The organism is Scytonema sp. PCC 10023 (assembly GCF_963920835.1).
Taxonomy (GTDB): Bacteria; Cyanobacteriota; Cyanobacteriia; order Cyanobacteriales; family Nostocaceae; genus Kalymmatonema.
The window spans coordinates 1-23,768 of the sequence record NZ_CAWUDP010000075.1 but is presented as its reverse complement, the minus strand read 5'-3'; the positions used below and the strand labels follow the sequence as shown (position 1 = coordinate 23,768).

The window sequence follows — 23,768 nt, the reverse complement described above, 5'->3', positions numbered from 1 at the left end:
GGATAAATCCGGGGGCAGCCATACCAATACGACTAAACCAGAACTCTCGACTCATAACGAGAAAACGCGTTTAATATTCTGACGAATGAGTTCTGTACCTATCGTTCTTTTTTGGTGACAATTTTCGGTATTGTTTCTAATGGAAAACTGTGGCAATTTGGCAACCTAAAAGCAGATATTTTTACCAAAAATACCACTTTTTACATTATTCAAGAACTAGATAAACTCTTTGCTGCTGTTAACTACATTTTCCAACAGTGTGAATCGCAGCTAGATAATATGGTAGCTGCGTAATCTCAACTCACTGCACTTCCCTACTCCTGCACTTTCATTCGCTAACGTCTCGACTGCACACACTACGTAGGTTGCTGGTTCAACAGTGGCAAACGGTGTACCAGTAGACAAATGCAGTTAGACGAAGACCTTATAATTGCTATCTCTCTTCCTGCTCTAGTAGCTTGGAAAGTCTATTTTTAATTTCTTGTACTTGCTTATCGCCCCTAGGTAGTGTTAACAGACGAACTTCAATCTCTGCAATATTATCAATCCGAGTGGTCTTCTCCCAAACCCTGTTCTCTACCTCGGATTCATGTTCGTAACGAAATGTTACAGTGTCATAATTAACATCTAAAATTTCTACGTTCTTTAACCAGCCGTTACTGCTTTTGACAAAAAGCCATACGTTAGGCAGACCGATGAGTTCTCTGAGTTTACTCTCCATATAAATAATACTTTGTTTGTGGTGGAACTACTATGCTTACAAAAATTGTCAATCTAGCTTAAGACATATTCTTACATGATTTTCTCATTTTGAAAAGCTTCTTGTCAAAATATTTTTGGCGATAGATGATACAAATCACGTTATGACCGAAGATTTGTACCTAACAGACGGTACTAGACTTGCCAATGGATACATCTTTTCTGTAATGATAGAAAAGATAATAAAAGTAAATTTTTATTAAGCGAGGATAAAGATGTACATCGTACAAATTGCCTCGGAGTGCGCTCCTGTCATCAAAGCTGGAGGTTTAGGCGATGTCGTTTACGGACTCAGTAGAGAATTAGAAATCCGGGGGCATACCGTCGAAATCATTCTGCCGATGTACGATTGCATGCGCTACGACCACATTTGGGGGCTTCATGATGCTTTCATGAACTTGTGGGTACCCTGGTATGGCGCTGCAATTCACTGTTCAGTCTATTGTGGCTGGGTACACGGACGGCTGTGTTTCTTTATTGAACCCCACTCAGGAGATAATTTCTTCAATCGGGGCTGCTACTACGGTTGCGGCGATGACAATATGCGGTTTGCCTTCTTTAGCAAAGCCGCTTTGGAATTTCTGCTTCAAAGCAACAAACGACCTGATGTTATCCATTGCCATGACTGGCAGACAGGGTTGGTTCCAGTCATGCTCTATGAAATCTACAAATATCATGGCATGGAGTACCAACGGGTTTGCTACACCATCCACAACTTTAAGCATCAAGGCTTTGCCGGTGTCGATACTCTTCGGGCAACGAATTTAAACCGGGAGTCTTACTACTTCCAGTATGATAAGCTGCAAGACAACTTCAATCCCTTTGCCCTGAACTTTATGAAAGGCGGCATTGTTTACTCCAATGCAGTGACGACAGTTTCGCCACACCATGCTTGGGAAGCTTCTTACACTGACATTGGCTATGGATTGGGTCATAGCTTGCACTTATACCAGGATAAATTCACTGGTGTACTCAACGGCATTGATTATGATTTTTGGAATCCTGAAATAGACCGCTATATTCCCTATCCTTACAGTAAGGACAATTTTGAAGAAAAGGCAAAGAACAAAAAAGCCTTACGCGATCGCCTGCTATTGCAGGATGTTGATAAGCCAGTCATTGCTTTCATTGGTCGTTTAGATGAGCAAAAAGGCGTTCATCTTGTCCATCACGCAATTTATTACGCCCTCCAGAATGGAGCGCAATTTGTGCTGTTGGGTTCAGCAACAGAATCAGGAATCAATGCCCATTTCCGCCATGAGAAAAACTTTTTGAACGATAATCCTGATGTTCATTTAGAACTTGGCTTTAACGAAGAGTTATCCCACCTGATTTATGCAGGGGCAGACATGATTATTGTCCCTAGCAATTACGAACCTTGTGGACTCACCCAAATGATTGGGCTGAGGTATGGCACTGTACCCGTAGTTCGGGGAGTCGGTGGGCTAGTCAATACTGTCTTTGACAGAGACTACGACCAGAATAAGCCTCCGGAAGAACGCAATGGCTATGTGTTCTACCAGTCAGATTATCCTGCCCTTGAGTCGGCAATGGAACGTGCTTTGAAGTTGTGGTACAACAATCCAGAAGAGTTTCGCAAACTTGCTCTTCAAGGTATGGAGTATGACTACTCTTGGAACCACCCAGGAGAAGAATACGTGGAGATATACGACCGTATCCGACACAAATGGTAGTTCTGTAATCTACGACTGCGGCAAATGATATTACCCAACTCTCCTACTAAAGGGGGGTTGGGTAAATCTTTGATTGGCATAACATGAAGAATCGGGAGGTTTTATGCTTCGGTTACTGTTTGTGTCATGGCTGTGCCTCACATTGCTTTGCCTACCTGCGTGTGCAGTAGAAATACCTTATAATAATTCGTCTAGTGTCTCAATTCAGAACGTCAACTATCCTAAGGACGAATTTCAAACCCAACGCCTACAAATGATAGAAAAACAAATCCGGGCGCGTGGGATCAAAAACAAGGCTGTCTTAAAAGCTATGTCTAAGGTGCCGCGTCATCTGTTTGTAGATCGATCTTTTGCAGATTTAGCGTACCAAGATCATCCTCTCCCGCTCGCTCATAACCAGACCATTTCTCAACCGTATATTGTCGCATATATGACAGAGGCAGCTGAAATTGCCCCGAAGGACAAAGTGCTGGAAATTGGAACTGGTTCTGGATATCAGGCAGCTGTCCTTGGTGAATTGGCTAAAGAAGTTTATACTATCGAAATTATTCCTCAACTGGCTAAAAGTGCGCGCAAAACTCTCAGTCAGCTAGGCTATCGAAACGTCCATGTCAAAACTGGTAATGGGTATGAAGGCTGGGCAGAATATGCACCCTACAACAAGATTATTGTGACTGCTGCACCAGACGATATTCCTGGAGCTTTAGTTCAACAACTGGCGATCAATGGAAAGATGGTGATTCCAGTCGGAAGCTTGGAGCAGGAAATGATGGTCATTACCAAGACACCAAATGGATTGCGAAAGGAGAAAACCATACCAGTGCGGTTCGTGCCGATGACGGGACACTCGCCTAATGTTAGATAGGATCTAAATGAGAATAAAATAATACTTCTAATGACCTAGAGTCAAATACAAACTTTATTGTTTGAAAGGTGGCTATGGCAATTAATATTTACTTAAAATTATTTAGAAAAGTTGGCTTTCAACGAATTTGGAATTCATTTATCGGCAACTTTGGTCTTCTCTGGTTACTGCTCGAACCCGCTGCACTATTTTTACCAGACAAACTAAATTTTGGCTGGGCAGGTTACTTTGGACTAGGTAGTATCTCCTTGATTCTTGCTATCATTCAGCGGTTTCCCAAAAGAAGTTTTTGTAGTAAGTTATCTTCTCCCGATTCAGAAATTGAAGTCAAAATCGGAGATATATTTGATGAAAAAGCTCACCTCGTAATAGGTGCTAATGATGTTTTTGACACTGAATTAGGAGAAATAATTAAACCTGAGAGCGTTCAAGGACAATTTCTTACAAAAGTTTATAGAAGTGACATAAGATTACTAGATAAAGAAATCGAATCGGCTCTCCAACCATTAAGTCATCTACGACAAGAAGAGCGAAATAAAACACGCGGTAAAACAGGACGATACCCCATTGGTACAACTACTGCTTTAGGTACGCATGATAAGCGTTACTTTTTAACTGCTTATGGATACATGAACAACAATTTAACCGTAGAGTCTAACTCTGATTATATCTGGCGTTCGCTCTCGTCTCTTTGGCGAGAAGTTCGTCTCAAAGGTCATACTATGAATGTTGCAATTCCAATTATTGGTTCTGACCTAGCTCGCACAGGATTACCGCGAATGGCACTAGCTAAACTAATTATTACTTCATTTATAGTTGCATCTAAAGAAAAGTTCGTCACAAGAAAACTGACTGTAATGGTGTATCCAAAAGATTTAGATTCTGTAGACTTATATGAATTAGAAGAATTTTTAACATCAGCTTGCTTTTAAAACTTTGATAGTTAAAATCAATTTATTCTGCACTTATTTCCAGTGCACTTTCACTTTATGAATCCAGAGCACATTTACCTTTTACTTGTATTACACTAATTTCTTTATTATAGTGAAATTGTCGTATTTGTCCGCGAAAGTTTACGGATACAACATTCTTACTAATAAAAAGAATTTTTAATTCCAATATGTGTTCGACTATATTATTAATTTTTAAAAAGCATACTGCCGCTAAACGTGCATTGATTAAAAACATCTGTGGTTCCGTAATCCACTTTTTCCATACATTAGTAATAATATGCCCTTTTGATTCGACTAGGTAGTCGTTTTCTCGTATAATATAATCCGGTGTTGATTGATAAGCTTTATCTGCACTTTTCGGAATTTCGTTTAATAATAAAAACCGAATCTGTGATTCAGCAACCTGCTCGAAAGTATAGCCATAATAATTAATAATATTGTAACTATACGACTGTGGTGTTGGCTTTAGCGTAACTATATAGGAAGTTTTACCTTTTATAGATTTAGTCTCAACATTTTCCACCTGCACCATATATGCATCATTTTGGTAAGCATAGATAATTTGTCTTCTGGTGTGATAATGACTAATTGATTGTAGATCGCGTAAATTCGCCTCCTGTTCTGCACTTACGATTGGTATATTAAGGACAAGGTTTTTATTGGCGTTCATTTCAACTGATTGGGTTTCAAATAAATAGTCATTAAGTAAAACCCAAGCTCCAGAATTACTTATACTTTTACTTGTTTTAGCTTTTGATTTAGTAGTTGATTTCTTATAATTTTTAATAGTGGATATTTGCCTTTTAGGTATTACATTGGAGCTTACGCCTACTTGTTTCGGATCGTCATAAGTCTTTAATTTACTTGCAGATGCTTTTTCCGTTGATAATGAACTTGTATTCGTTTTTGAACTGGTACTGCTCTTTTTTACTCTTTTTTTCCTACGATTAGTTAACCATAGAGTAATATGTTCGCGTAATTTATTGCGGAACTCAGAAGGGTTTTTATACTCACGAAATAATCCCCATCCATTTTTACTATAACTATTTTTAAATCGCTTAACTTTTCCTTGCTGTTCTAATTCAATTTTGGTTTTTACCCCTTCAGTCATTGACCGAAAATAAAACCATATTTCGGGTTGATCAATTCTATTAAAAGTTCTCCTAGCTCGTTTAAATTCTTCAATTGTTCCGGATATATCACGCTTTGTTGGAGTTCCAACGCGGTTCCACATAATCCCAATAAACAATACGTAATCGGACATTTTGCCTATCTGCTCGTTGATAATGGCTTGACCGTCTTTACCATATCCAGGATAAGCATTCTCGGAGCGAATCACCTCTAATACAACACCTTTATCGGGAGCTACAGTACGATTTATCTCTTCGACAACTTTAACAACGTGATTTCTTTCCGTACTCACATCGCCAGGAGAAGCAAGAAAAATTTTTAACTTTTCTACTTGGGGCATAGCTAATTCCTTCAGTATAAAATGAGGCTAGCTGGATAATAATATCAAAAACTTTCTAAACGGGGTACGAGAATCATCGCCCCTATCCTCTTATTAATAAACTTTAGGATTGACACAATGAGGCAATCGTTCCCCCTTCAACCCAGCAATTAGATTAGCGATCGCCATGTTTGCCATTTTTTCTCGTGTTTGAAGGCTGGCACTGCCAATATGAGGTGTAATAATCAGATTATCTAAGCTCAGTAAGGGACTATCAGTTGGTATCGGTTCTGGGTCAGTGACATCTATGGCAGCACCTGCAATTTGACCACTCGTAAGCGCTGTGTATAATGCTTCTGGGTCTATAATTGCTCCCCGCGCTGTATTGATGACAATGGCAGACTGCTTCATCAATTCAAACTGGCGATCGCCAAAAAGATGATAAGTCTCGTCTAACAAAGGTGTATGAATTGTCACAAAATCAGATTCTTGCAGCAGACGTTCAAACGCTGTAAACTCCACACCTAAAACTTTTTCTAACTCCTGGTCACATCTGTGTCTGCTAGTATAAAAAATTTTCATATCAAACCCTTTAGCACGACGAGCGATCGCCTGACCAATGCGCCCAAAACCGACAATCCCTAAAGTCGCACCTGTGATGTTCGGTCCCAATAACAAATTTGGTTCCCACGTCCGCCACTGACCCCCACGAGCAAATCGATCCGCTTCTACCACTCGCCGTGCAGCCGCCATGAGTAATGCCCAAGTCAAGTCAGCAGTCGCATCTGTTAACACACCGGGGGTATGACCAACTGGTATCTTCCGTGCAGTAGCAGCAGGAATGTCAATATTGTCGTATCCAACTGCCATTTGGCTAATAACTTTAAAAGAGGTTCCGGCTGCTTCTATCAGTTGCTGATCAATCTGGTCTGCCAGCAAGCACAGCAAACCATCAATTGTTTTGACCTTTTTTAGTAAAACTTTATAGGGAGCCGGTTGGCGTTCTTCCCAGACTTCAATGGTAGCAATATGACCCAGTTGCTCTAATTGAGTGGGGAGGCGGCGAGTGATGAAAACTTTGGGTTTGGACATGGTTGAGGGTTTGTTGGGTTTGCTTACACTCAAGCCAACTTAGTTTAAAGTGTTTTGTTAAGAATATGTAAAACAGAATATGTTATTAGCTACAGACAAAAGAATTTTTGCATATTTAAGTATTTTATGACAGCCTACTTACTGAATCTTGATCCTTTGGGGATAAAACAATGCAGTTCGTAAATTTTTCTCAAATATTTCTCTAGGTAGGTTTCGTAAAAGAACAAACATTGTTAGCCACGATATCAGAATCCCCGCCCGTGTATCCGTCGCAGCAGCGCTAAGCTCAAAAGCACGCTCCGCGTTAGCCCTTGGCGTGCGCTTGCGCTTACGCTATCGCACCAAGTCTTACCGTTCCCTTGGCTGTCAACTTGCTGGTTCAGGGCAAAAAGCGTTAAATAGCATAAAATAGCGCTAAAAAATTGGCATAATTAGTACAGGACTCATATCATGTCCGGCAAAGTACCCATAATAAAAATTCTATGTAGTAAGGACTTAACTGCTTGTTTTCATGGAAGAGGACGCGCATTCCTCACTACACATTTAGTAAGGTTATTTAATCGGACTTGATATAATTTGCTCTCATCTCTTGTTGAGTGGATTGGACAAGTACGCTGGCTGAATCAGTGAAAAAAGTGAGCGATCGCCTCAGCAAACCCCGCAAATGAACTATAATCCTGAGCAACTATCGAGACATTTAAACCTAATTTCTGGGCATTGGCTGCCGTATAAGGTCCAAAACAGGCGATACGCGTAGCGTCAAGCCTCGGGCTTATCGCACAATGCTCGTAATTACTTTTTGCATCAACCATTTGCAAAAAAGCTGCGACTTCCACAGTACTACTAAAGGCAATGACATCAATTTTGCCTTGCCGAATCAGGTTTAACTCAACCTCGTAGATATTTTTGTCCAAACACCGCGTCCTATAAGTTGGTACACAAGTCACCTTCATGCCCAATTTTTCTAAACCTGCAATAAAGTTTGGAATCACATCGGGTTCTGGTACACCGACAACTTCTGGAACCGGAACGAGTACACTTTGCTGGGCAATATTTGGAATTTTAGCCAATTCAGTAATGATTCCGGCGGGGCTGGGTTGTGTTGGTATTAAATCGGCTTTGATGCCAAAAGCTGCTAATCTTTCCGCGTCTGTACCTATAGCACAAAAAAGACAATTTGTCAAAGAAAAAAGGTTTAGCCCCAAATCTTTCAGGCGTTGGAAAAATGCTTCGATACCGTTTCTACTGGTAAAAGCAATCCAATCAAATGTGTCGATTTGTTGCAGTGCAGCATCTAACTCAGTAAAGTTTTCCAGCAGACAGGTTTCGATGGTTGGCATCAAAATCGGCAAACCGCCTTGGTTGATCAGTTGCTCAGATAACCTGACGGCGTAGTTACGAGGTGCGGTAACGATAATTCGCTTACCGTGTAAGGGCAGTTGTACGGTTGGAGTCAGCAGTTTAATTTACCTCCTTGCACAAGATAATAAGGAACCGTAAAGGCGGGTATGAACCGCAAAGGCGGCTTTCCAGAGGGAAAGACTATAATTTAAGGACTAAGGGCTTAAAGTTTACCTATTTTAAGCAACACGACCAGGAGAGCCATCTTGCCGCATTCGATTCAACTCGCTCAACCGCCCCTAGAGTTTATTCCCGAGCGATTTAACCCATTAGTATACTATATTACCCAAAGGTTACTGCCAGTCCTGATGCGGTTTCGGATTCGACCGTGGTTACCTGCTGGGATCGCACAGGTTGAAACTGTGAATGTTGAGGTGCTAGTCAATCTTTACCAACAATTCCAAGCTGGTAAAATTCGCTTTTTGATAGCATTTCGCCACCCAGAGGTTGATGATCCTCTTTGCATGATGTATTTACTCTCCCGTGCTGTACCGAAAGTTGCTCGTCAAATGGGAATTTCATTACAGCATCCTATTCATTCTCACTTTCTCTATGACCGAGGGATGACTTTGTGGGCTGGGGATTGGCTGGGTTGGTTCTTTTCTCGCTTAGGAGGCTTGCCAATTCATCGAGGTAAGCGGCTAGACAAGGTTGGTATGAAGACAGCGCGGGATTTGTTTGCTAATGGCAAACTGCCAATAAGTGTAGCTCCCGAAGGCGCAACTAATGGACATAGCGAAATTGTTAGCCCCTTGGAACCTGGCGTAGCTCATATGGGCTTCTGGTGTGTGGAAGATTTGGTCAAAGCTAACCGAACTGAGGAAGTTTTCATTGTACCGATTTGCAATCAATATCACTACATCAATCCATCTTGGGGAAAACTAGATTGGCTTTTGGGCAAATTGGAAGCTGATTGCGGTTTACCAGTGCAACAACTTGGTGAATCAAACCTCGTTGAGCCAGAAAAAGTTTTTTATGAGCGACTCTTTCGCCTCGGTGAACATGTCCTTTCCCAAATGGAACAGTTTTACGCTCGCTTTTCCCATCAAAGTACACCAATTGTCAAGCAAACAGATCCATCTGCAAGTCGTAACGAGGTACTTGAGGCTCGACTCCAAACGGTATTAGATAGGTCACTACAAGCAGCCGAGCAATATTTTGGTCTTGAATCCCACGGAACAGTGATTGAGCGCAGTCGCCGAATAGAGTCAGCAGGCTGGGATGATATTCACCGCAAGGATTTGCCAAATTTACACGCATTATCGCCCGTAGAACGGGGCTTGGCAGACTGGATTGCTGAAGAAGCATCTCTGCGGACGCTACATATGCGCCTAGCGGAGAGTTTTGTAGCGGTGACAGGAACTTATGTTCTAGAAAAACCTACTTTTGAGAGATTTGCCGAAACATCCTTAATCTTGTTCGACCTGATCGCCCGGATAAAAGGGGAGAAAAACCCTGCACGACCTCGCTTAGGTTGGCGAAAATCACGGCTAACAGTAGGTGAGCCAATTTCAGTCACACAACGTTGGTCAACTTATCAGACAAGTCGTCAAGCAGCAAGAGTTGCGGTTAATGACCTGACGCAAGATTTGCAAGTGGCGTTGGAGAAGATGATTTCGTAGATTTGTTGGGGAACTTGGGGGCGATGTCTAAGGAAAAGCCGCAATGTTGCACATTGTCTTTATTGCAGGCTCCTTTTCTTTTTATACTAGTACACTTGCCCTGTTTTTCCAGTGCTTATCAAGTGCGAATTAAGCGGAAATATCCCGGATAATTCGGTCCATACAGCGTTCTGCCAAAGCTGCAATCGTAAAGGAAGGATTTGTACATGCTGTAGAGCCAGGAATAAGAGCACCATCGACGACATAAAGCCCTTGATAATTATTGACTTGCCCGTATTCATCACATACTTTCCCTAAGACTGCTCCTCCCAATGGATGAGCTGTTATGGCATCACTAACTTCAGACGTAGTTATATTAGAGTTTTTCTGCTGAAGAATTCTATAAGTCAGCTTTGTGGCTGATAGCACTTTAGGGTCAGAAGCCCAGGTTAACTTGACAGAATCACGCTTACCATCATACTCAAATATTCCCCTTGGTTGGGGTATTGCTAAACCAAGAAGTTGTGTTGTTCCGTCAGCCCCAAAAGGATCTAGAATATCCTCCAGCACGACCGGACCTAGAGGGTTGTCGAAGTGTTCGAGAACAGCAGTTGCAGGTCCCCCTTTACCCGATACAGGTGGCAAATTTGAAAGAATAGTAAGGCTATCTCCATTAGTGCCCCAGTATTTGCCAACATTGTCATTCAACTTAGGTAGTGTGCCTGTTGCTTTAGCTTTGACCAAAAGTTTGGAAGTGCCCATCGAACCTGCGGCTAAAAACAAATAGCGACAGGTGAAAGATTTTTCTACAACAGTTTGTCCTGTTTCATCAATTTGAGTACATAAAACCCGGTACCCATGTCCAGGTACTTCAGTAATTGTCGTTGCTAAATGTAAAGGCAGAATTTCTACAAATCCCGTTGCTTCTGCTTTAGCTAGGTAGTTGCGATCAAGGCTGTTCTTAGCTCCACTATTGAAACCAAACCAATGATTACCAATAATGGCAGAAGGCTTTTTGGTTCCATTGATTTCTTCACGAACTATATTCCAATCTACTGATATATCATATACACGATTGGGAAAGCCAGCAGTAGTTGCTTGTTCAAGGAATAACCTCGTTCTATCGTAATAAAAAGTTGCCAAAATGTCTGGGGGAATAGGTGCTGGATTCAAGATAGAACGCACGCGAGGGTAATAAACCTCATCCAATTCTTCATAGTTGATTGAATGAGAGAAAACTTTATAAAAGAGTTCACGAGTAGGCTGATAAGTGACTGCATTGTAAACGAGCGACCCACCTCCAACGCCAGCTCCACAAGCAACGTTAATACCCTCTTCAACCAGAAACTCTAAAATTCCCGTGTATACATCTATAGGTGCCCCATAGTAAGTTGTTTGACTAAGCCAAGCGCTTCGACCATCAGGCTTTTCAAACGTCGCAAAGGTATTTTGCTCTGGTGTAATCGCCCAACGACGACCTCGCTCTAGTACGACTGTATTGATACCTGCTTCCCCCAAACGTAGAGCTGCAACAGCTCCTCCAAAACCACTGCCAATAATTAGAGCATCTACAGCTTCATCCTTTACAGTTTGAACACTAGCACGAGTCAGATGAGCAGTAGCTAGTGAGGTCACTAAAGCAGTGGAGAATAGAGCAGAATTTTGAAGAAAGCGACGACGGCTGTAAGGCTTATGAAGCATACATAAAAATCCTTATATTGACAGGAATTTAGTTTTTGTGTATAACTCCCCCTGATTTACTCAAGGAAGTTAAGCCTTTGAGCAAACCTTTCCGTATTCTTACTAGGTGCAAGTAAATCGACGTTATGCACTTTCGGGAGCCATCAGACATCTCCGAAAAATACCAACACGGTTCAGTAATACGCTTGTAGTTTATAGCACTGCTACAAAAATTGCAATAACGCAACTGGTGCAAGATGTTAGTTGAGGGACTTGGAGGCGATCGCTGTCCAAATCGAACATGAATTGATAATAATCATGTTTATCGCCACGACAAAGGATTAAGACAAACAGCGCTTAATCATCATCATCATCATCATGCTCATCATCATGCTCATCGTCGTCCTTGTCATGTCGGTCGTCTGCATCATTGTCTTCCCTGTCGAATCGGTGATTTTTTTCCTTGTCGTATCTCTTAATTTTGTGGTGCTCATGCTGTTCATGAGTATCTGTAGAATTAGAGATACTGGAAATGATGCTTATTGTGCCAAGTAGGCTGACCAAGCCAAGGGTACCAAGCCCAACTACTTTGGCGATTGAATTGAGTTTGCCGTGCTGCACTAGCTTTCCCACTTTTGGGTTGCCAACAAGATCAATCGATTTTAGTGCTGAAAGAGCAGTAGCAGCATTATTGAAGCGATTTGTGAGATCGGGTGCGCTCATCTTTTGCAGCCAGTTGATAAACTTTGGATGGAGCGAAGGTAGCAACTGTTTGACATTGATACGATAAGCCGAATCTATTAAGTCACCGACTTGAGTTGAGCGGGTTTGTGTCAGCAAGCAGATGAGCGTCACACCGAGACTATAAAGGTCGGAGGCTTCGGTTAGCTGGCGATTGAAGAGTTGTTCGGGTGGCATAAAGCCCAGTGAACCCTTAACCGTGCTACTTACTGCTACTTCTCCACCTCCCTGACGCGCAAACCCAAAATCAACGAGATAAACCTTGAGTTTCTCCTGACGCTCAACCAAAATATTCTCTGGTTTAATATCCCGATGAATCACGGGAGGATAAGTGGATTGCAGGTAGACTAAAACATCTAATATTGCTACAGCAATTTGCTTGATTTCCTCTGGTGTCCACTGGTAGGGTTCAGCTAACGAGGAAGCAGGTTTATATTCCTGAACTAAGCAAAAGCCAGATGGGGTTTCAAAGGAATCAAGATAGCGGGGAATGCTGGGATGATGCAGTTGTTGCAACACTTGCATTTCCTGTTGATAGGCATCGTAGTCTGACCAAGTGGCTCCAACTGTTGCGAACTGAAATTGCTTAATGACTACGGGCGTCTGAGTAGTTGTATGGGTTGCGAGGTAAGTCACACGACCACTGGTGCTGTTTTTCCCCAGTATGCGCTTAATTTCATAGCCTTGCTCGGAAAAATCTGGGAAGCTGCTCATGAGTTTGACGCTGCACGGTTGTGTTGTCTTTTGACACTCTCCGCCCTATAAGGGCGAAGATTCTTGCGTCACGGGGATTCCAATGAATTTACCCCTTGCTCTTGCATCTTGACCGTGTGCCCCACGGCTGCAAGTCCGCGTATCGCGACTACTTGAGCGGCTGCAACATCTCTATCGGTCGTATAGCCGCAATTTAACTAATTCGGCGTAAGTCCCCCACTATAACGGTACCCCGTTTAGTGGCGGGATATAAGCCGGACAACGACGAGGGCATCCCCAACCGAATCAATCCTGTGGATTGATAGGGCGCGGGATGTCCGAGAAGTTGTTAATCTCTGGGGTCGGTAGTCGGTCAATCCAGTCTTCAACCAATTGAGTCATCGTCTTTTCCTTAGTAGCTGCATATAATCTAAGCTTATTTAGACGACGTTCAAATATCCGCAAATTCAATCCTTTTTTATTCATGCTTAGCTACACAACATCTACATATATGATAGTATATAAATGGTTGCTGACCCACCCACTCGGCTGCAAACAAAGGTCACAGTAGCGGTCATACGCTTACCATGGTAACTAGCGAGAGAAAGGGGGAAAGATTCCGGTCACTGGTACGCATCGGTTACGCCCTGCGGTAAAAGATAAGCCACACAGGAATGTACGGAAAAACAATTACTGCCTTGGGAAGCAGGGCGGCTGCCTGGGTTCTCACGAGTGAGGAGATAAACGGTGAAAACCGAGAGATGCGGCGTAAGACTCAGACCGGATTTGGTTCCGGATACTCAGCAATGAGTATACCCAACGGAGCGGCGGCAAATGAGACAGGAAGCCCCCACCATACCGCTTGCGGTTGGTGGTGGGTACTTCACTTACTTACCCTACCGCAAATTCCGTAAATTTCGTGCTCGAGGGAGGGTGGAATGCCAACACAATATCCTCTACCACTGAAAAACAAAATTAAAAGCTCCTGCTGCGGCAGGAGCTTGCAAATAAAGTTATGGGAGAAATAGAGAAGTCATTAGTTTTAATCAGCTGTCAGGAAAGTCGCTAGTTTGCTCAAAGCTTCCCATGTCTTGTCACCAATAATGCCATCAACAACCAGGTTTTTATCTTTCTGAAAAGCTTTTACTGCTGCTTCTGTTTTCTCTCCAAAATTGCCATCAATTGCACCGGTTTCATATCCGCCATCTTCCAAGACTTTTTGGACAATCGAAACTTGTTCGCCAGTGCTACCACGACGCAAAGTAGGTTTATCCACTGGGGCGTTAGCACGCAGAGATTTCCAGGTGAGAGGACCAACTATGCCATCTTGTTTGAGAAGGAATTGGTATTGAATAATTTTTACACCATCTTCTGTCTTGGGACCAAAAACGCCATCAACCTTGACATCCTGCTTACGATTGAGCCTTTTGTTCAACAGTTTTTGTAACTCTTTAACTTTTTCGCCTTCAGAACCAAGCTTTAATATGGGGTCATTGGTGGTATTTAGTGCTACCATAGCTAACTTATCTCGAATGAACTACTGATAAATTCTTCACCTGCGTCTATGAAGATTTCGGATTTGGCTTGGTACACAAAAGGGTACTATTGGATATTGCAGTGATGAGTCTGCGTAAAGGGGATTGGGGATTGGGTATTAGGGATTGGGGTAATGGTTATCAAACGAAAAATTATGTCCGCGGCAATAAAGTCCCTCCCCAAGTCGGGAGCATTTCCAATCTTGAGCCAGTCCCCAGTACCCAAGAATTGATGTATCCCAGAATAGGCGGGATACACTACGAGTGACATCCTCCCCCACTAACCGCAAGCGGTATAGTGGGGGCTTCCAAGATTCACATCTTAGATTTCCTGGTTGCTCTCTTATGCGCGAAGCGCACGCACTCGCGTTCGAGATTTCGCCACTTGCCTAGACTGACTTGCATCAGCCCCCGACAGATCGACTGCACAGGCTGTTTCCATTCCCGTCTGCCCGACGGTACTAATGAGGGTCATTCCTCGGTTTCTAATATTTTGACCTGCTGCCACATCCCTATCAGTTGTGTATCCACAGTGTGAACAGCTATGAACTCTAACGCTCAGGTCTTTTTTGACTAAACCACCGCATTGCGGGCATTCCTGAGAAGTCCCCCTGGCATCAACTTCAGCAAAGAACTTTCCACGCTTCCAGCAGACATACTTAACGATAGTTCTGAATTGTCCAAATCCAGCATCAAGCATATGCTTGCCAAACATGCCTTTAGCACTGATGCGGTAGTCCAGGTCTTCCATGAAAATCATGTCGCCAGCATCACAAAGCGCATGGGCTTGCTTAAAGTGAAAGTCCTTCCTTGTGTTGTCAATTTTATGGTGTAGTCGAGCAATCAAGAGTCGTTGTTTTTCGTAGTTTTTCGACCGCCTTTGTAATCTCGCTAATCTGCGTTGCAGCAATTTCAGCTTGCCTTGCAGCTGCTTGAAAAACTTTGGCGGTTTACTTTGAACACCATCACTGGTTGCCAAAAACTTCTCCACTCCAATGTCAACTCCAATGGGATGACCATGTGGAACTGGATCGGGAACTGTAACATCACATTGAAGAGCGATAGACGCATACCACTTATCTGCCTTCCTCAAGATTTTCACCTGTTTGACCAAAAATCCGGTAGGGATTGGTCTATGCAAGTTAATTGGGATTACTCCGATCTTCGGCAGTTTGATATGCAAATTCGTTACTGGATTCTCCTTGAATTGAGGAAAAAGTAACGACTTAAACTGTCCATGTTTTTTGAATCGAGGAAAGCCAAAACCTCTCTCCTGAAAATATTCCCAGCCTCTATGCAACTGTTTAACAGCTTGCTGAATAACTTGAGAAGGAACTTTTCCAAGTCTGGGAAATTCTTTCTTAGCTTTCGGCAAGTTATTCAGTTGATAGACTTCGCCAGGAAACTTTAATTCAGAAGTGAGGATATATTCTCTTTCAATAGAACATCTATCAATCAAACACTTACGACCAAGGCACCAATCTTTTATTTCTCGAAGAGCATAGTTGTAAGCTCCTCGACAAATCTCCATCCACTCAATTAACGTTTGCTCTTGAGTGGCATTTGGATAGATTCGGTAGCGGTGAGTAAGTGTTATCATGTCAGTATTGTAGCCGATTTACTAGACTAGTGACAAGTAGTAAATGTTAATATTAGGGACATCGAGTCCCTAATATTAACCTGGGGGAGTCCATGTATCCCACACCAAATCTGCATATTATGGTGTGGGTCTTATAGCTCCCCCAGACCCCTACACAAGATAAATAGCAGGAGAGACTAAAGTGTCCTACAGTGAGTTCACGCTCAGAAAGGTAAAACAAGCCTTTGGTCTAACCACCCTAGAGGGTAGCCGATTTTTGACGGATATCACTCCTATTGCACCCAGTGCAACTCTCTCCGACTTTTTAGAGGAAAGTTTACCACTGGCGATCGCTACTGGCACGGAAAAAGCTCGTTCTGAATTAATTATCAGTCCTATTTTGGTTGAGGTGCGGAAGATTCTACAATGACAAATCAGCATTTTCTCAGGTGCTGAGTTTACTGTTGATCCAAAAGCTGGACTCAATGGGGTGTGCGATTTCCTTATCAGTCGTTCCCCGGAACAGTTAGAAATTGAAGCTCCAGCAGTCGTTATTGTTGAGGCAAAAAAAGCGGATTTGAACAGCGGGATTGCACAGTGCATTGCCGAAATGGTTGCTGCTCAAAAGTTTAATGAGGTAAACGCTCAGTTCATTCCCAGTATTTATGGCAGTGTGAGTAGCGGTACTGTCTGGAGATTTCTGAAACTTGAGAGACAGATGGTAACAATCGATTTGACCGATTACCCACTTCCTCCAGTTGAGCAAATTCTGGGAATGTTAGTGTGGATGGTGCAGAAGGGATAAAATCATACTGCCTTTTCACCCAAATATTACCCATTATGGCAGCTTTCGGGGGGAGAGAAAATAGGAAATTTTACACGCTTGATGGGAGTAAAAAACATGAAAGCGCGAACAAGACAAAAGTTCTTCGCGCTCTTTGCGACGCCAGTCGCCTGCGGAGGGAGACCCTCCTGCAGCGCTGGCTCGTCTTTGCGGTTTATTTTTCCGGTGGTAAATCTACACTGTAGAGGGTTTTTCCTTCCAAGTTAATTAATGCGACTGTCATCACTTCTGTATAACCATCAATTTTGACTGTCCCAAAAAATTGCAAACCTGCACTTGGGGGTCGATTTGGTGTCAAATCTGTAGGTATAGTAAGAAACTTCACCTCTGGACCAAAGGTATTGTCAAGTCTATTTGGTCCAAATGTGCCAGAGTTGAGAGGACCTGCAACGAACTCCCAAAAGGGTTTGAAGTCTTGAAACAGGGCTTTGTTGGGGTCGTAGTAGTGCGCTGCTGCGTAATGTACGTCTGCTGTTAACCAAACAACATTCTTAATATCGGCTCGTTTGATGAACCGCAGTAAATCAGCTAATTCTAGTTCCCGTCCCAAAGCTGGTCCGTCTCCGTTGGCTAAGTTCTCAAAGGCGGTGGAACCGTCTGGAACTACCAGTCCAATGGGCATGTCACTTGCAATGATTTTCCATGTTGCTGTTGATTTGCGTAGTTGATTTTTCAACCAACGTATCTGTGCATTACCTAGAAATACTGTTTCTGGGCTTTCTTCTGTCTGGCGATTTTCTGTGTTTGGTCCCCGGTAACTGCGCATATCAATCATGAAAATTTCCAAGTTAGGACCATACTTGAAGGAGCGGTAAATTCTGCTAGGCTCATCCCCATCAATCCGAATCGGGAAGTATTCCAAAAATGCTTGATTTGCCCGTTGTGCTAATAAGGAAACGTCCTTAACTGTGTAGCGATTATCATCGAGTATCTCGCCTGGATACCAGTTGTTTGTTGTTTCGTGGTCGTCCCATTGCGCTAGTATCGGAACTTGGGCGTTGAAGCGACGGACGTTTTCATCCAATAAGTTGTATATATAGTTACCCCGATATTCTGCCAAGGTTTCGGCAACTTTGGATTTTTCTGGTGTGGTGATGTTTTTCCAGATGCTACCGTCATCTAGCTTGACTTCAGCTTGGATGGGATTATCGGCATAAATAGTGTCGCCGGAATGGATAAAAAAGTCTGGATTGACTTGCCGGATGGTTTCGTAAATTTTCATGCCGCCAAACTCCGGATTAATACCCCATCCCTGACCAGCAGTATCCCCTGACCAAGCAAAGAATATCTCTCGCCCATATGCAGGGGGAGTTCGGAAAGTACCTACAACAGGTTCTGAGTAGATTTTTGTATCGTCTAAGTCTTGGAAAGTTACCTTGTAAAATATCTGCTGACTTGATGGCAGGTTTTTGAGATAAACTTTTGCTGTATAATCGCTGGCTTCAAGGGCATTTGGTCCAACAACACGCTGTGCACCACGGAAAGATTCATCTGTTGCGTATTCTACAACTATCCGGGCTGGGCGATCGCTCCGACTCCAAATCACAGTTCTATTGCCGTTGATGTCACCACTGGCGACTCCATAAGGTATGGTGGGGCGCAGTTTATCAGATGTGATTATGGCAGGTGCTTGAGCGAAAACTCTTGATTTTGATAAAAGGTTTGTGGCAATAATTCCACCACTGGTAAGGGCTGAACGTAGCAAGAACTGGCGACGATTTAGCTTGAGTCGATTGGATTGCATAAAATTAGGAAGTGTCGTTAAAAGTGCTACATCAAATTGAATGAACCGAACCACAACGTAGACGCGCAGCGGTGAGACAGCGCTGCAGGAGGGTTTCCCGACCTAAGCGACTGCGTTCGCCGTATCCCTTACGGGACGCTCTGCGCTCAGGCGTGTCGAAGACATACCCGAAGGGCGTGCCGCAGGCTACCAAAAAGAAACAAAGCAGACGAAGAGATTTTCGTGACTTTTCAAGGGTTATTTTTAAGGAAAAGCTGCTACATATTTACACACTTTGCGCCCTAACTCTACAAAGTTTATTTGTGCGGAATTCACTCAAATTTTTAACCGGATTTTAACCAAATCTAAACGAAATCATTAGAATAACAAAGCATTAATCACAAGAAATTTATCATATCCGATAACCCTTTAAACAAGACTATTTTTAGGGGCACAGTATGCTCTGCCCCTACTTTGTTGTGTATGCAACCCAAAACCGTTACAAATAACCTTTATTTAACCTTATTTATCTCTAAATTTAACCTTACACCTTTATAAGGTTAGATGTTTTGGAATACTAATTTTTATTAGGTAATAACTCTTTTCTTCCCCCTATTTTTACCAAGGCAAGCGGCTACCATCCCAGGAAAAAAACTGCCCGCTATCGCCATCCTGAAGCTGTTCGATGATAGTTAGCAATTGGTTAACTGTGCGTTCCACTGAAAATAATTTTTCAGCAGGTACACTTGCCTGAAATGGACGAGAAAGGCGAGTATCCGTTGTTCCAGGGTGTAACATAACTACTACAGTCTTAGGGCTAGTTCTTTTATACTCAATTGCTGCTGTTCGCATTAACATATTGAGTGCAGCTTTGGAGGCTCGATACCCATACCATCCTCCCAGTTGGTTATCACCAATACTGCCTACCTTAGCAGAAATACTAGCAAAAACGCTGCGCTCATTATGACGGAATAGGGGTAACAGGTGTTTGGCAAGCAGGATAGCCGCAATACTATTGACTTGAAAGTAGCGCATCAAATACTCTGGATTGATACGTTTTAAACTTTTTTCTGGTTGCAATGTCTCCTCATGCAGCAATCCTACACAGTTGACAACTAAGTGAAGCTTGTTTACTGCTGCACTTATTTGTTGAACAACTTCAACAATCTGTGATTCATCAGTAATATCCATCGACAGACAAATTAATCTGTCAGAATATTCATCTTTGAGATTTAATAATTCGGAAGCAGACTCTGGCTGACGATAAGTTGCATAAACCTTGGCAAACCTGTTATCTTGCAGTAATTTTTGTACAAAGCCTAAACCAATGCCTTGGCTTGCTCCTACGATTAATGCATTGGCGTTGTTAATTCCTTCAAGAAAAGACATTGATTTTTATTCACAAACTTTGTAAATAAATCTAAATTATCTAGTGGCAGATGAAAAGCCTGCCTTAGTTTCATATACGACTACAACTTCATATCAACGAACCGCGAAGACGCCAAGAGCGCTAAGAAAATTCTTCTTCGTGCCCTTCTCAGTAGCGGAGACGCTGCACGCCGAGAGTGCCTGCGCTTTGCGCTTACGCGTCTTCGTGGTTTATTTGCCAATACAAAATCTACTAAAAATTCTATCAAGTACGGATTCTGTTACTTCTTCACCCGTAATTTCCCCTAGAGCTTGAATTGCACCTCTAAGGTCAATTGTCCAGAAATCAAGAGGTAACTGTTGGACAATTGTCGCCTGCACCTGTTCTAGGGATGTTTTCGCTTTTACCAATGCTGCTGCTTGTCGTTGGTTGATTGCTAAATCCAAATCAGCAGCTTGTACTTTTCCAGCTTGCACTTGTTCCAAAATCGCTGCTTCTAGACCTTCAATACCTTGATTTTGAGCGGCTGCTGTTTTGACAATGTGATTGATACTCTTTGGATATTGCACTCCTTCTGGTGATGCTAGGTCGATTTTGTTAATCACCAAAATTAATGGACGGTGTTGCACTTGTTCGTAGATTTCTTGGTCTGCTGCTGTCCAACCTGTTTGAGCGTCAATGGTCAAAAGCACTAAGTCGGCTGCACTTGCAGCACGACGGGAACGCTCAACCCCTATCTTTTCTACTTGGTCTTGTGTTTCGCGAATGCCTGCTGTATCTAGTACTTGCACGGGAATTCCGCCGACAACCAACTGCGATTCCACAACATCGCGAGTTGTACCTGGTAGCTCAGTGACGATCGCTCGATCACTTCTGCTCCAAGCGTTCAATAAACTCGATTTTCCGACATTCGGACGCCCAACGATCGCCACTTTCAAACCTGTGCGCAGCAGTTCACCTTTGTCAGCGGTTGCAAGAATTCGGGATACGTCTTTTGAAATTCTCTCAATTTCTGATATGATGACGTTATGATCCAACGGGGGTAAATCTTCCTCAAAATCTATCCTTGCTTCGATTTCTGCCAAGATATCCAAACAGCTAGCGCGTAACTGACGGATAGGATGAGCTAATTTTCCCTGCAAACCCGCGAGTGCTGTTTGTGCTGCTTGAGGCGATCGCGCTCCTACCAAATCGGCAATACTTTCTGCTTGAGTTAAATCCACTCGCCCATTCAAAAACGCCCGCAGGGTAAATTCTCCTGGTTGTGCTAGTCTTGCACCATTTTCCAGACACAGTTGCAATACTTGCTGCACCGCCATGATTCCCCCGTGACAGTGGAATTCCACCACATCTTCACGCGTGTAGGAACGAGGTGCTTTCATGATAAGCATTAGTGCTTCATCCACGACTTGCTGAGTTTGGGGATGACGGATGTAACCGTAAAGGATGCGGTGAGATTCCCAAACTTGACGCCCTGGTGCAAAGAAAAGAATTTGGGCGATAGGCATTGCTTGCAAACCAGATACGCGCACAATTCCAACGCTCCCCTGTTGCGGAACAACAGCAGTGGCGATCGCGGCTATGGTTCCAGTAGTAGCAAAGATTTCCGACATTTGCGCCCTTTTAACAGTTATCAGTTATCAGTTATCAGTTATCAGTTATCAGTTATCAGTTTTATCGTTGGGGGAAACACCACACTCCTGTGCACAGAAAGCGTTGGTGGTGAGCCACTGCGGTCTTGGGGTTTCCCCAAGTAGAGCAAGTGGCGTTCGCGTTCGCGGAGCGTGCGCTTTGCGCTCAGCGTCTCCGTTCGCCGTTAGGCGTGCCGCAGGCTCAGGAGATACCCGGAGGGCGGGTTTAAATCCCCCACCAGCCCGAGAAAGCGTCACTGCGTAGGTAGCTGTTCACTGGTTTAACCAAGACATTGAATCTATCTTTGATTGTAGAGAAGTTGGATCATAACATTTCTATAATATTTTTGATTTTTGATTTTTGATTTTTGATTTGATTTTAGAAATGTTGCATACAAGCTCACACAAGGCAGTGACAAGGTTAAGATTTACTAGACAAAGACAAGTCTTATTGTTTCACAATAAGAATTGCTGTAAATTACTGCCGTTCTCAAAATGACAAACGAGGAGGTTTGCGTGGAAGAGGATAAAGTCAATAATCCTGAAACCAAAACCAACGACAACGCTGTAGATGAGAAATCCTATGTAGAGGCTGCATCAAAGTTCATCCAAGAGACTCCTTTAGACAAAATGCACGAAATAGCTGAAGCAGCACGACTCAAAAGACTCATGGAACCTCCCAAATGGGTTTTTCCCGAAGATACTTAAGAGTCATTGACACTCCCCTGGCTATCAAAACATCACTTCGCTCGTTTTGATTTAAAGCCAGGGGATTCTACATTCTACGTCAGAACTTGCTCTACCAGGTTTTCACCAAGTAGCGTAGTGGTTCCGACTCCTGTAGCGTTACTTCGGGAGTGACCAACACTCACGCTTGTTTAACAAGATTCAGAATATTTATTGCTGCATTAGTATCTCTTTGGAGGTACGACCCACAACTACACTTATGCGTACGTGTAAAAATATAAAAAAGTCATATAATTTTAGAGCTTGAAAAGCTTCCAATTACGTTCATAATTTCCTGAGCCTCAAAAAATAAAGTTGTATACTTTCCGAAGTATTCGTCATATCGAGCAATAAAAAAGTTGTATAATGTTGCGAAGCCGCGCCCTTTAAGCTTTTCAGGTAATTGATTTCCATGTTTTACAGGCGATGGGCGTTCGCGTAGCGTGTCCGCAGGACTTAGCCCCACCTCCGGTGATCGCATCCTCCTACAATCCCCTCTACCTCTCACGCAGCCCAATTTTTACACAGGGACTCTGCTTGTTCCAGCACCGTCACTGTCGCCTTTTCCTGCTTGTCTGGTGGATAGCCGTATTTCCGCAACAAGCGCTTAACTAAGCGTCGCAGGTTCGCTTTGACACTTTCTTTCTGCGTCCAGTCGATGGTAACGTTGCGGCGGACTGTATCTACAAGTTCACGAGCGATCGCCTTTAGTATCTCATCACCCAAGACACTCACTGAAGTATCATTGATATCTAGAGCATCATAGAAAGCAAGCTCATCTTCTGTTAATCCCAGGTTGTTGCCTCGGCTTGCAGATGAGCGAATTTCCTTTGCCAGTTCTATCAATTCGCTCATCACCTCGGCTGTTTCAATCGAGCGGTTCTGGTATCTTTGAATTGTCTGCTCTAGCATTTGGGCGAAGGAACGGGACTGAACAAGATTACGACGCGAGCCTCCTGCGGAGGAGCTACGCTAACGCACTCTAATCTCATCATTAATCAGCTTGTGCAACATCTCCAAAGCTAGGTGTCGCTGGGGTAAACCGCGCACATCTGCTAAAAATTCATCCGAGAGGATGGAAATATCTGGTTTGTGCAAACCTGCGGCGGTGAAGATGTCTACGACTTGATTGCTATCTACAGACGTGGAGACTATTTGCTGTACGGCTGTGTCTAAATTTTCTGGGCTTTTACCGCTAACTGTAGTATGTTTCATCATCGCAGCGCGGATGGCTTGGAAGAAACCGACTTCATCCCGAATTGCCAAAGCTTCTTCATGGGGAACTGCTAAGGCAAAGGCTTTGCTAAGTTCTGTAACTGCTTTGAGAAATTGTTGCTTGCCGTGTTCCTGTTGTGAGAGAATATGGTCTAAAGACAATAGACATCTCCGAAAAATGCCAATACCTCTCTATAGCTGGCTTTCAACAGGCGAT

At 43.1% G+C, this 23,768-nt stretch carries 19 protein-coding genes and 4 pseudogenes; 9 read left to right on the top strand and 14 right to left on the bottom strand.

From position 1 onward, the window contains the following. Positions 1 to 114: 114 nt before the first annotated feature. Positions 115 to 294, top strand: a pseudogene (locus ACM0OZ_RS34190) (hypothetical protein); the annotation flags it as partial. Between the two features lie 139 nt (positions 295 to 433). Here ACM0OZ_RS34190 and ACM0OZ_RS34185 read toward each other — a convergent pair. Beyond that, positions 434 to 721 (bottom strand): DUF6679 family protein, encoded by a 288-nt coding sequence (locus tag ACM0OZ_RS34185; protein ID WP_414587279.1) that lies wholly within the window; start codon positions 719 to 721, stop codon positions 434 to 436. A 253-nt stretch (positions 722 to 974) separates the two neighbouring features. On the opposite strand from ACM0OZ_RS34185, the gene glgA reads away from it, so the two are divergent. The 3 genes from glgA (at position 975) to ACM0OZ_RS34170 (ending at position 4,250) form a co-directional block, all read left to right on the top strand. Then, on the top strand, positions 975 to 2,453 hold the full coding sequence (gene glgA, locus ACM0OZ_RS34180; protein ID WP_414587278.1) for a glycogen synthase GlgA: 1,479 nt from the start codon (positions 975 to 977) through the stop codon (positions 2,451 to 2,453). A gap of 103 nt (positions 2,454 to 2,556) precedes the next feature. Beyond that, positions 2,557 to 3,318, top strand: a complete 762-nt coding sequence (locus tag ACM0OZ_RS34175; RefSeq protein ID WP_414587277.1) for a protein-L-isoaspartate(D-aspartate) O-methyltransferase — start codon at positions 2,557 to 2,559, stop codon at positions 3,316 to 3,318. Positions 3,319 to 3,392: 74 nt separating this feature from the next. Beyond that, positions 3,393 to 4,250: a macro domain-containing protein gene (locus ACM0OZ_RS34170; RefSeq protein WP_414587276.1), complete on the top strand. Its 858-nt coding sequence runs from the start codon at positions 3,393 to 3,395 to the stop codon at positions 4,248 to 4,250. 55 nt (positions 4,251 to 4,305) lie between these two features. On the opposite strand, the gene ACM0OZ_RS34165 is transcribed toward ACM0OZ_RS34170, so the two are convergent. The 3 genes from ACM0OZ_RS34165 to ACM0OZ_RS34155 all read right to left on the bottom strand — a co-directional run bounded on the left by ACM0OZ_RS34165 (position 4,306) and on the right by ACM0OZ_RS34155 (position 8,273). Then, positions 4,306 to 5,742: a hypothetical protein gene (locus tag ACM0OZ_RS34165; protein WP_414587275.1), complete on the bottom strand. Its 1,437-nt coding sequence runs from the start codon at positions 5,740 to 5,742 to the stop codon at positions 4,306 to 4,308. A 93-nt stretch (positions 5,743 to 5,835) separates the two neighbouring features. Next, complete coding sequence (locus ACM0OZ_RS34160) at positions 5,836 to 6,813, bottom strand: 2-hydroxyacid dehydrogenase (RefSeq protein WP_414587274.1); 978 nt, start codon at positions 6,811 to 6,813, stop codon at positions 5,836 to 5,838. 623 nt (positions 6,814 to 7,436) lie between these two features. Further along, positions 7,437 to 8,273, bottom strand: a complete 837-nt coding sequence (locus tag ACM0OZ_RS34155) for a uroporphyrinogen-III synthase (protein WP_414587299.1) — start codon at positions 8,271 to 8,273, stop codon at positions 7,437 to 7,439. A 147-nt stretch (positions 8,274 to 8,420) separates the two neighbouring features. Here ACM0OZ_RS34155 and ACM0OZ_RS34150 point away from each other — a divergent pair, with 147 nt between their 5' ends. Next, positions 8,421 to 9,836 (top strand): 1-acyl-sn-glycerol-3-phosphate acyltransferase, encoded by a 1,416-nt coding sequence (locus ACM0OZ_RS34150; protein WP_414587273.1) that lies wholly within the window; start codon positions 8,421 to 8,423, stop codon positions 9,834 to 9,836. 129 nt (positions 9,837 to 9,965) lie between these two features. On the opposite strand, the gene ACM0OZ_RS34145 is transcribed toward ACM0OZ_RS34150, so the two are convergent. Beyond that, the gene (locus tag ACM0OZ_RS34145; RefSeq protein WP_414587272.1) at positions 9,966 to 11,516 is read right to left on the bottom strand and encodes a GMC oxidoreductase; all 1,551 of its coding nucleotides are present in this window, start codon (positions 11,514 to 11,516) and stop codon (positions 9,966 to 9,968) included. Positions 11,517 to 11,852: 336 nt separating this feature from the next. Beyond that, positions 11,853 to 12,950, bottom strand: coding sequence for a serine/threonine protein kinase (locus ACM0OZ_RS34140; protein ID WP_414587271.1), 1,098 nt, complete (start codon positions 12,948 to 12,950; stop codon positions 11,853 to 11,855). 653 nt (positions 12,951 to 13,603) lie between these two features. Here ACM0OZ_RS34140 and ACM0OZ_RS34135 point away from each other — a divergent pair. Then, positions 13,604 to 13,843 carry a hypothetical protein gene (locus ACM0OZ_RS34135; protein ID WP_414587270.1) on the top strand — a complete coding sequence of 80 codons (240 nt, stop codon included), beginning with the start codon at positions 13,604 to 13,606 and terminating at the stop codon, positions 13,841 to 13,843. A 128-nt stretch (positions 13,844 to 13,971) separates the two neighbouring features. Here the strand turns inward: ACM0OZ_RS34135 and ACM0OZ_RS34130 are convergent, their stop codons facing one another. Beyond that, positions 13,972 to 14,445, bottom strand: coding sequence for a peptidoglycan-binding domain-containing protein (locus ACM0OZ_RS34130; protein ID WP_414587269.1), 474 nt, complete (start codon positions 14,443 to 14,445; stop codon positions 13,972 to 13,974). Between the two features lie 104 nt (positions 14,446 to 14,549). Between ACM0OZ_RS34130 and ACM0OZ_RS34125 the strand changes: the two genes are divergently transcribed. Next, positions 14,550 to 14,732: a hypothetical protein gene (locus tag ACM0OZ_RS34125; protein ID WP_414587268.1), complete on the top strand. Its 183-nt coding sequence runs from the start codon at positions 14,550 to 14,552 to the stop codon at positions 14,730 to 14,732. Positions 14,733 to 14,807: 75 nt separating this feature from the next. On the opposite strand, the gene ACM0OZ_RS34120 is transcribed toward ACM0OZ_RS34125, so the two are convergent. Further along, on the bottom strand, positions 14,808 to 16,064 hold the full coding sequence (locus tag ACM0OZ_RS34120; protein ID WP_414587267.1) for an RNA-guided endonuclease InsQ/TnpB family protein: 1,257 nt from the start codon (positions 16,062 to 16,064) through the stop codon (positions 14,808 to 14,810). A gap of 181 nt (positions 16,065 to 16,245) precedes the next feature. Between ACM0OZ_RS34120 and ACM0OZ_RS34115 the strand changes: the two are divergent. After that, positions 16,246 to 16,848, top strand: a pseudogene (locus ACM0OZ_RS34115) (hypothetical protein). Positions 16,849 to 17,041: 193 nt separating this feature from the next. Here the strand turns inward: ACM0OZ_RS34115 and ACM0OZ_RS34110 are convergent. From ACM0OZ_RS34110 to ACM0OZ_RS34095, 4 genes are all read right to left on the bottom strand, one after another. Further along, positions 17,042 to 18,631, bottom strand: coding sequence for an alkaline phosphatase D family protein (locus ACM0OZ_RS34110; RefSeq protein ID WP_414587266.1), 1,590 nt, complete (start codon positions 18,629 to 18,631; stop codon positions 17,042 to 17,044). 597 nt (positions 18,632 to 19,228) lie between these two features. Next, positions 19,229 to 19,999: an SDR family NAD(P)-dependent oxidoreductase gene (locus ACM0OZ_RS34105; protein WP_414587265.1), complete on the bottom strand. Its 771-nt coding sequence runs from the start codon at positions 19,997 to 19,999 to the stop codon at positions 19,229 to 19,231. Between the two features lie 210 nt (positions 20,000 to 20,209). Next, on the bottom strand, positions 20,210 to 21,592 hold the full coding sequence (mnmE, locus tag ACM0OZ_RS34100) for a tRNA uridine-5-carboxymethylaminomethyl(34) synthesis GTPase MnmE (protein ID WP_414587264.1): 1,383 nt from the start codon (positions 21,590 to 21,592) through the stop codon (positions 20,210 to 20,212). 48 nt (positions 21,593 to 21,640) lie between these two features. Further along, complete coding sequence (locus tag ACM0OZ_RS34095) at positions 21,641 to 21,868, bottom strand: hypothetical protein (protein WP_414587263.1); 228 nt, start codon at positions 21,866 to 21,868, stop codon at positions 21,641 to 21,643. A 258-nt stretch (positions 21,869 to 22,126) separates the two neighbouring features. Between ACM0OZ_RS34095 and ACM0OZ_RS34090 the strand changes: the two genes are divergently transcribed. Beyond that, the gene (locus ACM0OZ_RS34090; protein ID WP_414587262.1) at positions 22,127 to 22,318 is read left to right on the top strand and encodes a hypothetical protein; all 192 of its coding nucleotides are present in this window, start codon (positions 22,127 to 22,129) and stop codon (positions 22,316 to 22,318) included. Between the two features lie 74 nt (positions 22,319 to 22,392). Here the strand turns inward: ACM0OZ_RS34090 and ACM0OZ_RS34085 are convergent. Further along, positions 22,393 to 22,568 (bottom strand): annotated as a pseudogene (locus tag ACM0OZ_RS34085) (RNA-guided endonuclease TnpB family protein); the annotation flags it as partial. 272 nt (positions 22,569 to 22,840) lie between these two features. After that, positions 22,841 to 23,713, bottom strand: a pseudogene (locus tag ACM0OZ_RS34080) (DUF3387 domain-containing protein). Positions 23,714 to 23,768 lie beyond the last annotated feature (55 nt).